Source organism: Neobacillus sp. plas4, assembly GCF_057221695.1.
This window is the reverse complement of record NZ_CM170152.1, coordinates 861,703-874,761: the sequence shown is the minus strand read 5'-3', so window position 1 is coordinate 874,761 and position 13,059 is coordinate 861,703. Positions and strand designations below refer to the sequence as shown.

Annotated in this window: 14 protein-coding genes and 2 pseudogenes; 6 read left to right on the top strand and 10 right to left on the bottom strand. The window is 36.0% G+C overall.

The window, feature by feature from the left end:
* Window positions 1-13: 13 nt before the first annotated feature.
* From AC2TFD_RS04365 to AC2TFD_RS04355, 3 genes are all read right to left on the bottom strand, one after another.
* Complete coding sequence (locus AC2TFD_RS04365; RefSeq protein ID WP_484675050.1) at window positions 14-991, bottom strand: ring-cleaving dioxygenase; 978 nt, start codon at window positions 989-991, stop codon at window positions 14-16.
* Window positions 992-1,033: 42 nt separating this feature from the next.
* Window positions 1,034-1,978, bottom strand: a complete 945-nt coding sequence (locus AC2TFD_RS04360; RefSeq protein WP_484675049.1) for a ring-cleaving dioxygenase — start codon at window positions 1,976-1,978, stop codon at window positions 1,034-1,036.
* Between the two features lie 81 nt (window positions 1,979-2,059).
* Window positions 2,060-2,497, bottom strand: coding sequence for a MarR family winged helix-turn-helix transcriptional regulator (locus AC2TFD_RS04355; RefSeq protein WP_335510071.1), 438 nt, complete (start codon window positions 2,495-2,497; stop codon window positions 2,060-2,062).
* A 240-nt stretch (window positions 2,498-2,737) separates the two neighbouring features.
* Between AC2TFD_RS04355 and AC2TFD_RS04350 the strand changes: the two genes are divergently transcribed.
* The 3 genes from AC2TFD_RS04350 (at window position 2,738) to AC2TFD_RS04340 (ending at window position 6,105) form a co-directional block, all read left to right on the top strand.
* Window positions 2,738-4,186: a GMC oxidoreductase gene (locus AC2TFD_RS04350; RefSeq protein WP_335510073.1), complete on the top strand. Its 1,449-nt coding sequence runs from the start codon at window positions 2,738-2,740 to the stop codon at window positions 4,184-4,186.
* Window positions 4,187-4,893: 707 nt separating this feature from the next.
* Window positions 4,894-5,637, top strand: a complete 744-nt coding sequence (locus AC2TFD_RS04345; RefSeq protein WP_335510123.1) for a threonine/serine exporter family protein — start codon at window positions 4,894-4,896, stop codon at window positions 5,635-5,637.
* A gap of 18 nt (window positions 5,638-5,655) precedes the next feature.
* Entirely contained in the window at window positions 5,656-6,105 is a 450-nt protein-coding gene (locus tag AC2TFD_RS04340) for a threonine/serine exporter family protein (protein WP_335510075.1), read from the top strand.
* A 72-nt stretch (window positions 6,106-6,177) separates the two neighbouring features.
* On the opposite strand, the pseudogene AC2TFD_RS04335 reads toward AC2TFD_RS04340, so the two are convergent.
* The 6 genes and pseudogenes from AC2TFD_RS04335 to AC2TFD_RS04310 all read right to left on the bottom strand — a co-directional run.
* A pseudogene (locus tag AC2TFD_RS04335) lies at window positions 6,178-6,423 on the bottom strand (transposase); the annotation flags it as partial.
* A 233-nt stretch (window positions 6,424-6,656) separates the two neighbouring features.
* Window positions 6,657-7,145, bottom strand: coding sequence for an SRPBCC family protein (locus AC2TFD_RS04330; RefSeq protein WP_335510077.1), 489 nt, complete (start codon window positions 7,143-7,145; stop codon window positions 6,657-6,659).
* 185 nt (window positions 7,146-7,330) lie between these two features.
* Window positions 7,331-8,602, bottom strand: a complete 1,272-nt coding sequence (locus AC2TFD_RS04325) for a hypothetical protein (protein WP_335510078.1) — start codon at window positions 8,600-8,602, stop codon at window positions 7,331-7,333.
* A 93-nt stretch (window positions 8,603-8,695) separates the two neighbouring features.
* Window positions 8,696-9,136: a YhfM domain-containing protein gene (locus tag AC2TFD_RS04320; RefSeq protein WP_335510081.1), complete on the bottom strand. Its 441-nt coding sequence runs from the start codon at window positions 9,134-9,136 to the stop codon at window positions 8,696-8,698.
* 322 nt (window positions 9,137-9,458) lie between these two features.
* Complete coding sequence (locus AC2TFD_RS04315) at window positions 9,459-9,854, bottom strand: EAL domain-containing protein (RefSeq protein WP_335510083.1); 396 nt, start codon at window positions 9,852-9,854, stop codon at window positions 9,459-9,461.
* Between the two features lie 93 nt (window positions 9,855-9,947).
* Complete coding sequence (locus AC2TFD_RS04310; protein ID WP_335510084.1) at window positions 9,948-10,208, bottom strand: hypothetical protein; 261 nt, start codon at window positions 10,206-10,208, stop codon at window positions 9,948-9,950.
* Between the two features lie 358 nt (window positions 10,209-10,566).
* On the opposite strand from AC2TFD_RS04310, the gene AC2TFD_RS04305 reads away from it, so the two are divergent.
* Together AC2TFD_RS04305 and AC2TFD_RS04300 are read left to right on the top strand one after the other, a co-directional pair.
* Entirely contained in the window at window positions 10,567-10,665 is a 99-nt protein-coding gene (locus AC2TFD_RS04305; RefSeq protein ID WP_335510086.1) for a YjcZ family sporulation protein, read from the top strand.
* A gap of 72 nt (window positions 10,666-10,737) precedes the next feature.
* Window positions 10,738-10,791 (top strand): annotated as a pseudogene (locus AC2TFD_RS04300) (hypothetical protein); the annotation flags it as partial.
* A 94-nt stretch (window positions 10,792-10,885) separates the two neighbouring features.
* Here AC2TFD_RS04300 and AC2TFD_RS04295 read toward each other — a convergent pair.
* Window positions 10,886-11,656, bottom strand: a complete 771-nt coding sequence (locus AC2TFD_RS04295) for a DUF2268 domain-containing putative Zn-dependent protease (RefSeq protein WP_484675048.1) — start codon at window positions 11,654-11,656, stop codon at window positions 10,886-10,888.
* Between the two features lie 695 nt (window positions 11,657-12,351).
* Between AC2TFD_RS04295 and AC2TFD_RS04290 the strand changes: the two genes are divergently transcribed.
* Entirely contained in the window at window positions 12,352-12,996 is a 645-nt protein-coding gene (locus AC2TFD_RS04290) for a class I SAM-dependent methyltransferase (RefSeq protein ID WP_484675047.1), read from the top strand.
* Window positions 12,997-13,059 lie beyond the last annotated feature (63 nt).

Sequence of the window (13,059 nt, the reverse complement as noted above, 5' to 3'; positions counted from 1 at the left end):
TCTAATTCCTCTCCTATTCTTTGACGAATTCCTTTGTACTTCTCACTGTATCAATAGGACGTACTAATTTTTCTATTTCTTCACGTTTAGGATCTAAGAACGGAGGTAACGATAATTTTTCCCCAAGTGTTTCATAAGGTTCGTCACCCATAAAGCCAGGACCATCGGTAGCGAACTCAAATAAAATTTGCGGTGCCACTCTTGCGTATAATGACTCAAAAAAGTGACGATTTACATAACCAGAAGTTTGGAATCCAAAACTACTTAGACGCTGAATCCATTCCTCTAATACTGAGCGATCCTCTACACGGAATGCCGCATGGTGAACCGTACCAAAACCTTGTCGGGCTTGTGGAAGAACCGCATTATATTCTACAATAACCGAGGCACCATTTCCTCCTTCGCCCACTTCAAATAAATGGAATGATCCGTCATGTGCAGTCTCTTTAAATAATAAAACTTTTTCCAGCATTTCTTTAAAATAATCAAAGTTCGCAATACGAACAAATACAGGACCTAAACCAGTTATGGCATATTCCAGTGGAATTGGACCTTTTTGCCATGGTGTACCTGATTCCACGCCTTTATTGAATTCATCTGAAATCAATTGATATTGCTGGTCGTCAAAATCAACGAAGGAGAGTGTTTTCTTGCCAAATTGCTCTTTGATTCCAGTATGTTTGACTTCTAAACGATCAAAACGTTTTACCCAATAGTCTAATGCTGCATCACTCGGTACACGGAAAGAGGTTTTTGAAATCTCGTTTGTACCATGTACACCCTTCGGAATGCCTGGGAAATCAAAGAACGTCATATCTGTGCCTGCGCTGCCTTTATCATCAGCAAAGAATAAATGATAGGTTTGAATATCATCTTGGTTGACTGTTTTTTTAACTAAACGCATACCTAAAACATAAGTAAAAAATTCATAGTTCTTTTCTGCACTGCTTGTAATCGCAGTTACGTGGTGTACTCCTTTTAGATGGTTCATTATAATTTCCTCCTAAAAAATTCAAATTTTATAGTTCGTTCATTAAAACTTCTCAATCGGTGTTAGATTTTTTTCAATTTCATCCCTGCGGTCTTCTAAAAATGGCGGTAAATCTAATTTTTCTCCTAGTGTTTCAATATCTCCATCAATCGTGAACCCTGGCCCGTCGGTTGCAATTTCAAATAGAATCCCGTTTGATTCGCGGAAATACAGGCTCTTAAAGTAAAAGCGGTCCACGATGCCAGATGAATGGAAACCGCGTTCTCGTACTTTCATATCCCAAAATTCGAGTTCTTCATCGTCTTTTACACGAATCGCTAAATGATGAATACTGCCGCGACCTGGTTTTTCAGAAGGGCCGTCTAAATATTTCACTACGATTTCTCCAAAAACCTCTCCTTTAATGGATTGAAAAATCGCTTCGTCATCTGTACGGCTTGTCTCGGTATAGCCAAACATGTCTGTAAGTGTGCTTGCTAGTTTATCAAGTCTTCGTACCGTCATTTCCACCGAGCCCATTCCTTGAATTTGATGCTGGGTGGGAACATCGGATTTTTCCCAAGTTTCCCAGTGGTCTACTTTCGCACCGTTTGAGACAAGAAGTACCATACGTAGGCCTTCAGAATCTTCAAAGTGTAATGCTGGGTGATTGGCATACGTTGTAATGTCACTATTGGTTACACCGTGTTCCTCAAAACGTGCTTTCCAATAAGTTAAACTCGCTTCTGATGGTACAAGTAAACCAATTTTTGTGATAGCATTTGTACCACGGTGTGTATGACCAACTAGTGGTATTTCAAAAAACGATAATTCAGTACCTGGGCTACCTGTTTTATCTCCGAAAAATAAATGATACATCGATGGATCATCTTGGTTCACGGTTACCTTCACACGACGTAACCCAAGCACATGCCGGTAAAAGTGATTATTTTGACTTGCATTTTTTGTAATCATTGAAATATGATGATGTCCTGGAATTTTATACATAGATGATTCCTCCAATCAGTTAACTAATCAAGTGATAAGCAAAAAATTAATAGACCCGCATTTACCACTAGTAAAAGAATCCTATTTTTCTAATTTATTCTCAGCATGTTTTTGTAGCTTAGTCATCAGATTGAATAGTGTTTTTTGCTCATCCTCTGTTAAACACTCATTGAGAATGGACGTTTGGAAAGTAAGTTGATGTTCAAAAACTTCATGCATTTTATCTTCCCCTTTCTTCGTCAAGGTTATCCATTTGGTTTTCCAGTCCTGCTTACGTTGTATATATCCCTCTTGCTCAAGTCGAGTGAGCATACGTGAAATTCCACCCTCCGACACCGTTACTTTCGTGGCAAGTTGACTTTGTGTGATCGGCTGATAAGTCGAAACCTGGTTTAATACATCAAACTGTGCAGCTGTAATCCCAAACTGTTTTAAGAAATCATTCGATAATAAATTACTTTGATGTGTAAATCGAGCAATACGCAACCAAATTAGTGAACCAAGTGTATTTTTTCTCAATATGACTCACTTCCTTTCGTTACTTTCACTTTACACCTCAAGTTAATAAAAGGCAATAAAAATATCTCGAATTAAAGATATTTTTATTCCGTCTATAAATTTCATGCTGAACTTTTCTTCTCCTATAATACGAGAGAATAAACTTGCAGTTAGGATTTCCAGGAGATTAATTGGTATATAGGATAAACAGTAGTACATACCTTTTAATGAAAAGAAAAACATGAACAGGGAGTGACTATTGTGGTAATACGATATGCGAATAACTGGATTCCAACCAAAACTCTCAGTGAAATGTCAGTCTCAGAATATGATGTTCTAATTGTAGGTTCTGGTCCTGGAGGGGGAGCTGCTTTACAAAGACTTTGTCAGCTGTGGAAAAACCAAGGAGCAAAAAAGATTGGAATATTGGAAAAGGGAGATAAGTTATTTCATTCCCATGGACAAAATATCCCTACACAAAATGTAAACACGTCACGTGATCAACTTATTGCATACAATTCCACACCTCTAGGTAAGCGCCTGCCTCAATTTTCTGGCGCTACGATGATATATGCTTTAGGAGGAAGGTCGTTGCTTTGGAATTGCGCAACTCCGAGACCGATTGATGAAGAACTGAGAGAATGGCCAATTAATCGCCATGAACTAGATGTTTATTATAGGATGGCAGAAAGATTACTAAATGTAACAACTGATTGGGCGAAAGGTTCATCTTTACAAGAACGAATGTTAAGGCGGCTCCATGCTGCTGGAATTTTGGAAGCAAAAGATATGCCGCTTGCTCTTGATTTAGCACCTTCCAGGCAGGGAGAAGTTCATTCCAATGCTTGGTATAGTTCGATTAATGCGATGGCTGCCGCCTTGTTTGATCGCCCTTATGATCTTGCTGTAGACGCTTATGTTTATCGAGTCAGAACTCAGGGTGCAAAAGTGTCTGGTGTCGATGTTTATGACGCTAATAAAAAATCCCATACGATTCGGGCAAAAAATGTAGTGGTTTCTGCAAGTACTCTAGAAACTCCGCGTTTATTGCTTAACTCTAACATAAAAGGGGATGCAATCGGTCGTTATTTAACAGGTCATGTATCGATGATTGGAATAGGAACAGTAAGTCGAAGAGAGTTTTCTGATAGACTCGGTAATTTATCGATATTGAAATTTGAGACTGAAGAGGATCCTTATCAAATTCAGATTCTTGGTCCTGACCAATATTGGTCCTACCAGCAATTCGAAGATAAAGAGTTGAAAGACCAGTTGATGATTGTTTATGCAACCTTTGGAAGAGTAGAACCTAGACGTGAAAACCGTGTATATATTGAACAAAGTCAAAAAGATGAATATGGTGTACCAATGCAGCAAGTGCAATATTCATTAAGTAATAAAGATCGTCAAACAGCTGAACAAGTGGAACAAGGAATTAGACGATCGGCAGCAGCTATGGGAGTGACTCTTGATGAGTCTTCATTAGTGCTCCGACCTCCGGGTGCTGATATGCATGAGGCCTCCACATGTCGAATGGGGAATGATCCTGCAACATCGGCAACAAACCGTCATGGCCAAATACATGGAGTTCAGGGTCTGTATGTTGCAGATAACAGTGTTCTTCCAACCCTTACAGCAGCTGGTCCCACACTTTCTGGCTCTGCTTTAGCCATTAGACTTGCAGATCATATATTTCGTCAGTCTAGTTGAGTGTTGAACTAATAAATGTTATAAAATTCTTAGTTTTATAAAATGAAGAATTGAGATTATATTAATAGATTTATAAATGTATTTATCATTATCTTAGCATTCAATCCTCTCATATATAAAGCAAAAAGAAGAATTCCCGTCTTCCTTTTGTTTCCTCTTTAGAAAATTTTTTTGTCTTAAAACGATAACCAATATTTTTTTAAATTTCCTATAACATCAAGTTTTGTTTACTAAAAAATTAGACGTTTTTTAAACATCTGATTCTAAAAAGTTCTGCAATAAACATCAGTTGAAATCAATTAATCGATCTTCCACAATCGGGCGCTTTCCTGTAATAAGGAAAGTGCTTTTTTCCATTTTAGGGCCAGATTGTTTAGGAACGCTTATCAAGATTAGAGGAGTTTGAGATCAATCATAATTTTTGAGAGGTATTCTAAAAAGTTGGGGCTCTCCCCCATTTTTATCTTAATAAATCTAAATATAATACAAATAAATTGGAGTAACTTTAATATTACCCTTCGAATATTTAAGTATTTAATTATCTCAATTATTTTTCTATACTAAATCTTCACCGAATATTCACCAAATCAAACATGTGTTTACATATATATTCTTAATTTTCTTGAAATGTATATAATCCCAAATAAGTTGAAAGATAACAATAGCCTTATGTCATTTAATGGAGAGGATAACAGTTGGATATAAGAATGAATACTAATGAATTAGGAGAATTGTGTTTACTTGCTGGAAAAATTATGTTAGAAAGCGGAGCAGAGACATATCGAGTTCAAGATACAATGATGAGAATTGCTAGTTCTTTTGGGAAAAACAACCCAAACAGTTATGTGACACCGACTGGAATTATATTTTCATTAAGTGGAACTGAACAAACCAAATTAGTACAAATTTCAAATCGGTCTACGGATTTATACAAAGTCATTATCGTAAATAGTATATCCAGGAAAATTAGCAGCGGGGAAATCTCAGCAGAGGAGGCCTACTCTACTTTAAGAAAAATCGAGAAAGGAAACCTAAAATATCCTTTATATGTAAAGATTATTTCAGCTTCCATCGTGAGCGGCTTCTCCCTCGTCATGTTTAATGGGGAATGGAATGATTTTTTTCCCGCATTCCTCGCCGGTGGTGCAGGTTTTTCATGTGTGAGTTATATTCATCGTTTAGTAGATATTAAATTTTTTACAGAATTTTTAGCAGCGCTAATTGTGGGTCTAATGTCTTATTTCTTCAAATATATTGGTTTGGGACAGGACCTATCTAATATTATAGTCGCAAGTATTATGCCGCTAGTACCTGGCCTTCTGATTACAAACGCTGTAAGAGATTTAATGGCAGGGCATCTTGTTTCTGGATTATCAAAAGGTGCAGAGGCAGCCTTAACTGCATTTGCCATTGGGGCTGGTGCTGCGATTGTTTTTTCACTCTTTAAATAGATCGAGGAATAGATGGACATGATTATACAACTATTGAGTACTTTTATTGTTTCAGGGGCCTTTGCTGTAATATTTAATATACCAGAAAAGAATATCTTGCAATGTTGCATTGTTGGTATGGTAGGCAGACTTTTACACAGTACGTTGATGAACCATGATTATAATACAGTGCAAGCTACCTTAATCGCCTCCTTTTCCATTGGCGTAATTAGCCAAATATTTGCGAAGATCTACAAGACTCCTGTTATTGTATTTAGTATTTCAGGTATCCTTCCTTTAGTACCTGGTGGCTTAGCCTATGATGCAACAAGAAACTTTGTTGAAGATCATTATAACTTAGGAATTCAGATTGGCGTAAAAGCCATTATGACAGCAGGTGCCATTGCTGTTGGCCTGGTGCTGTCAGAAGCGGTCATGCGGATTTTAACAATAAGAAAGAAAATTCATTTAAATGGTTTTCACAAGTAAGTTATTGAAAAAAGGAAAAAAGAGCCTACTAATTGATGTGACCCCCAAAAGTTAGAGTTTTATATTAAGCAGCTATTGGCGGGTATAGTTACGGTATTGAACCGGACTCATACCTGCCAATATTTGCTTTATACGCTTGTTATTATAATAATTGATATACTCTTCAATTCTCTTTTTTAATTCCTCAAAAGAGCACAGTGGTTCACCATAGTACATTTCTTGTTTCAATAAACCGAAAAAATTCTCCATGGGCGAATTGTCTAAACAGTTTCCTTTTCGCGAGATACTCTGGAACACCTTGTATTTTTTAAGAGTTTTTACCTACCTAAGGATTCTCTTTTAGTAAAGTTTTACGGTTTCAACCTTCCCCCTAGCTTTAATACTACATTCTAGGCAAGCTGACACAAAGTCGAACACATGATAGTTAATATATGTCTGACTTATTTTGTGCCTCATCTATTCGTGGTTTAGTCATCCACTGGGAACCAACTGATACATTTAAAAGCATGCTAAACACATTACGGAACCATTTGGTCGGTGATTTTAAGGGTTTATATCTTTGGCAGGTATTCTTCTAATTGATCAAAGGTACCGGCATATCCTTCCTGAGCCAACTCTTTCGAATCCTCGAAGGTTTTGATCTCTTCCGCTGTCGGGGATACGGGAACCACAGCCATTGTTAGTGTTGTTTTTCCTTCATCCTCGTTGAGTGTAATGGTATTCAGGGTTTCCATGGGCCAATTTGGGTGAAAGGGTGCACGTACAATGTTACCTTCTTCATCAGAAAAAAAACTGGTGTAAACGATTTTCTCTGGCGCACTAATATCACGGTATACAAATTTAACCCACATTACGCTGCCGTCAGCAGGTTTCTGGCTGTAGTGAAAAACACCGCCCGGACGGAAATCTGAATTAGAAACCTCGAATGTCCATCCTTTTGGTCCCCACCAGTTCTTTAGATGCTCTGATTCCGTTAATGCCTTAAATACAAGTTCACGTGAAGCATTGAAAGTATGAGTGATATTGATTTGAGTTGACATGGTAATTCCTCCAGTATTCCTAGTTTTCATTCTATTGGGTATAGTTTTCCCATTAATCAACACATCAATAGCTTTATATTCTGGTTCTAATGTTAATTTTTAAACATGTTGTTCGATTGCCTCTCCTTGTGTATTCGTTTCATCTAACTTTACTTTTAATTTGTTTTAATTCTTTGTCAATTAGTCTACAAATCATCTAAAGCTATAACCTCTCCGTTTGACGCTATCACGCCATAACTAGAATCTAACTTTCCACATAAAACGTATTGTTTTTGTTTAAAGTCATATACATAGTAAGGTTTAAGCTCAAACAATTCTTTAAGTTTTTCATACGCTTCTTCTTTTGTAATTGTTGCATTATCAGGTGCTTGAAATTGGTCAAAAACCTCTAACATAGGTTTATTATCCATATAATTTACAACTCGAAGACTCTTTGCTTCAATCATGATCACCAATTTTCTTTTAAAAACACGATTGTCTTGCTTGTTTGCTCTTAATATGGCATGAATGTACCCTTTATCACGATGAAGTGTTTTTAAAATCCAGTTTCCACTATCTTTCGGATATTCCTGTCGTAAAAAGTCTTTGACTGCAAGATCACATTTCTCTTGTTCTACTTTTGTTATTGGGAATGATACAGGGCTTGGTTCACATGAAAATGCCTGTTCTGCTGATACGTCTTCAATCCAACTAATCTCTTTTCGTTCAAATGGTTTATTAATGGGTTTATCCCAATGAATGGTTTTGTCAATTTTCAAATATGAGTTTGCGTCCACAATAAATTCAAATGGAATGGTTGACGTTTGGTCATTCTTGACATAGATTTCCTCCACTGCATAAACAGGAAATAATTTATTCTTTTCGTACAAAGGAAATTCAACCAATTTCAATTGTTCCTTTGCCAGATGGTCTATTTTATTAAAGGAAAGTGTGTATGTTTCCTCCTTTACCTTTTCTTTTGAAGGAAATTGTCCAGAGACAGAAAACGAAGTGAGCTTCCCTTCAGGATTAACTTTAACTTCAATAAATCCAGAGGGTGACACCGCTATGCCTTCAAAACATTCTTTAAAAAGCATTTCTCCTTCCTCTTCTTGATGTAATTGAAATTGCTTCCCATATGTCAATCCAGTTTCATGTTCAAGCCATTTGATAATATCCTTCTTATTATGATTAGCAAACGTAACTCCACCCTTGGCATATGTCTTGCCCATGACAAAAATAACACTTTCAAACTTACCAGTATTCAAATTTACCTCAATCACTGCTGTTCCTTCTGGATTTGAACCATCATCCTCTTCTTCCGTTACAAGATTAGGAAACCATTCCATCCCAAAACTATAGACAGTTTCATTAAAAATATTGACGTATCGGCTAAAACTATAACTTTGTAAATGGTATTGCTCTAATCCAAATTTAACTTTTGTCAAATCAATTAATTCTTTTATTCTTTTATCCACTTGCATTACCCCTTTATACTTTGGTGTATCCTTATAAATTTTTTGTTTCTCAACTATCACAACATCAGTTCGTGGGTTTTAACCTTAATCCAATTACCTCTTGTCTAATTGTTCCGTGAGTATTAATTCCCTTAGCTGATCTGCAGCCTTTGACGATGTTAGATACGTTTCCCCTTCTCCTACCATATACATGAGGGTACTTTTTTCATCTTCCTCTCCTAACCATACATGGATGGCATGAGTAGGAAATTCCCCATCATATTCAACCATTAAGTCATAATCAGGCTTTGTGTCATTGATATTTGATTGCTGTTTAACTGCGGTTCTTATCGCCTTCTCAAACACTTCAATTGATTGTTTATCATCGAAGGTAAGAATAATGTCTTGATTCATGCCACCAATTCCACTTGATTTGGATACGTTTATCTCTTTAACCTTTTCATCTAACAGAACCATCGTATTTTCTTGACTATTTTGACAACCTACAATAATAGATAAAGCTACAAGCAAAAGAAAAGAATATAAAACTTTCATTGTCATCTCCCCTAAAAATATCTTGCACTACTTATCTACAATTTTACTATTTGTTACCAATATAATCTAAGCGTTGTATCGCCTACAAATAATATTGTAATACTACTTTTATATTGGATTAACCCGCTAATCACATCGTTAAATTAAAATAAAAAACGTTACTTCGTTATTTACGAAAACACTGCATTTTCTTGATATAAAAAAACCCCATAAATGTTAGATTAATGTCTAACATTTATGGGGCAGTACAAATTCTATGAACCGAACCATTGCTTTTTCTTCATTTTATTAAACGCATCCGCTAAGTATTCTATTTCAAGCTTTATGACGCCACATGAATAGATGTCATAAAATCCTCAAATGCTCCCACTTTCAATGGTCTGCTGAAGAAGTAACCTTGTCCAAGTATATAACCATCTTTGATAAGTTCATCAACATGTTCCTTTCGTTCAATTCCATCTGCAATGACAGTTAATCCGATGGATTTTGCTAAGTTTATGATAGCCCTTGCAATTTCCTTACTTTCTTTATTCGTATGAATATCTTTTACAAACGATTGGTCGACTTTTAATGTATCAATTGGAAGATCTTTGATATAACTTAGTGAACTATACCCTGTTCCAAAATCATCGACGGAAATTTGGATGCCTGGGTTTCGAATTTCCTCTAAAATGGAGGCGAAACAACGGATAGGGCTTCCAAATTCAAGAAGCCCCATTTTAGTTTAAACCTTTGAAGGATCATAAATCATATAATATATGTGCTTCGAGTTATACTTTGCCTTACTATTACGAATACACATATAGGTATGTTACCACCATAAAAATGCAGCAGCTAGAGATACTCCAACGATTGCGCCTAAAGCAATTCCCCAGCCGGCCCCCCAGCCATATCCGTAATAACCATAACCAAATCCCCCTAGGTTTCTTCCACGTCTTAGAGGTTGTAGATACACTCTGTTTGGAGTAACACGATGAATAATTCCATTGTGAACTCTCCCATCGCGTGTCCTGATTACAACTGCTCTACCTCTATATTTGTTACATAAACCATAATAATTTCCCATTGTCATAAATTTTTACCCCCATCCGATTTAAGTACAAGATATCTTATGTTATTAATTAATAGTCGTATGGACAGACATACCAGGTTTTTTGCGGAAGTGTGTCTTTATTAAAAAATTTTTGATACAACCTGATTAATTTCCAAACATTTAAGCTGTTTTTATCCAAATATTCAGTATCGTGATTTATGAACTTAATCTAATTTCCAGGGTAAGTGATCGTGTTGCATTAAAACCTCCTTTTAAGTCCTCCTTAGCGGGAGGTTATTAAATGAAGCCCCATAAAATAAAAAGTTGGGATTTTAATCGAGGTCCAATGACCTTGAAACGACATAGACTATTTTAGAGCGTTTGGAGGTGATCATAAATGAGTGGAGCTGGAGCAGGCTACGGAGGCGGATTTGCCTTATTAGTCGTATTATTTATACTGCTTATCATCATTGGAGCTTCTTGGTGGGGATACTAAATTTTATGGGCTTTGGATGTTGTGGATTTAGTGGGATATTGATACGGCGATGGCTTTGCAAAAGGATTCGCGTTAATTGTCGTATTATATTTCCTCCTGATTATTATCGGTCCCGTTCGTTATTAAAAGAAGCAGAAAGGGTGGCGGAATAAACCCGTCACCCTTTTTTACTATTTTCATGATCCCATCGATTTTGAAAAAAATTGATTCAATCCCTTTTTTAAAGACTATACTGCTCGGGCTCGGCGGAAAGTAAATCTTTTGACGTTAAATCATTGTTTTCCATATGTGTTTTAACTAAGAAATACCCAACAGAGTATCCCGCCATTTTGGGGTATAAAGGTGATCCATATAATAGGTTATGGTGTTTAAGGTCTGTTTTTAAAATAGAGCGGTTTGGATCAATTAGTTTTTTCCACATTTTAAGCAACTCTTTGTCTGTATAAAAAGAAGTCCAAGAGGACAAAAATTCTTCCCCAAACCTTTCACGTACAGCATTTTCAGCTAATCCTTCTAAAATAATAGTATCTAATAATGTGTAGTCATCTTCATGTTTTGGATAATAATTCAACCGACAAACATGGTTGTATTCATGTGTAAGCAATGATTTTATTTCCGCTTCAGTATTCTTCTCGGAGATAAACAAAAATAATTTATCCTTAAAAGATAAACCAGACTTCCCATTGAAATCAATCTTCATTGTTTGGTTACTATTATCTGATGGAAAGATAAAAATAGGAATATCTGGACCTTTCCACATATTTTGAAGGATTTGTGCTTCATTTTGAACCATTCCCCAGACCTGATTACTTTGTAACTTTATTATTCGATCTTTTCCATTTGTAGAGGGAGAATACATTCCATGTAGTAATAAATAATCATAAATCTCGGAGGCATACGCACCATCAAAAAGCTCCCTTAGTTTTTCACAAAGTTCAATGGGCCTTTCATATGCTTCTAACAGCCATTTATCTGTTCTCATCACGCTCATACCAGCACCGCTTTTCCCTTTTTACTTAAATTAACTCACAGTTTCCATATAAGTATATTCATGGTTCATTCTTCACGATCTTGTTTTCATTCATCTGTGAGGTAAGAGGCTCTGTACGTAATCTTCAATCATAAATTTATGATAGGAGTAATTTTCATTGTACTGTTTCATTCCACTAAAATTCGTCTATTCTTATAAAATTTAGCACAAATTGAAGTTACCGTCTTGATTACAACAAACAATCCATATAAAAATCTGAAGTAAGAAACAAAACATGAAAAACTTATTTCACAAAAAAAATAATGCCTCAATCAAGGCGGATGCCCTATCCCAAACCTACTTTTTGAATAAGATATTGCATTCAATATAGAAGGTATTCATCATGTTTTAAGGGAGATCTAGACACCCATTCTCACCACGATATCATCATGAAAGACACACACATCGTCGTCAAAAGGCCCAAAAATCCATATATTTTATCCCAGCTTTATGATTCGGAAGGAAAATTTAATATAGAGATGATGACAACAACTGCTGGAAATATAAAACAACTTTATGATCAAATTAGTCCAAATTTTACTAATTTGAATTAAAAAATAAAATTTTTAATAAAAGGGAGCAAAAAGGTGGAATACACATATCTTGATTGCTTGGCGTTTTTGGGAGTTGGGGGTGCTCACCCTGGAGGACTTCAATTGACTAAAGAAATTTTGCCACGGGAAAAAATAAGTGAAAAAACCATCATTTTGGATGTTGGCTGTGGTACCGGACAAACGTCTGCCTATATAGCGGAAAAGTATAAATGTAAAATAACATGTTTAGACAACAATGAAATCATGCTTGAGAAGGCGAAAAAAAGATTTAAATCTAGAAATCTTTCTATTGAAACAAAGCATGGAAGTGTTGAACGTCTGCCGTTTGGTGAAGAATCATTTGATCTGATATTATCCGAATCGGTCGCAGCCTTCACAGATGTCTCCAAGACCCTTGCAGAGTTAAGACGAGTTTTGAAGCCAAATGGTGTTTTATTAGCGATAGAAATGGTTCTTGAGGAACCCCTTCCTAAGGAAGAATTAACCACAATCAAGGAGTTTTATGAAGTTCCCCAGATTCTTACAGTTCCGGAGTGGAATTCCCTTTTTCAAAAGGCCAATTTCCAACAAATAAATATTGAAAAAGTCAATTTGCAATTTGATGAATCTGATTTAGAGAGTGCTACTGATTTTTCCATTTCTGAACAGTTAGATGATAAGTTATTTGCCATACTAGACCAACATCTGCAACTAACAGAAATGTATCGTAATATAATAGGTTTCCGAGTGTTTAGATGCTGTGTGTAATAGTAAAGGATCAAGTCAGATAAAACCTTAACCATGTATAAAAATCTGTTGATAAAGGGGTTG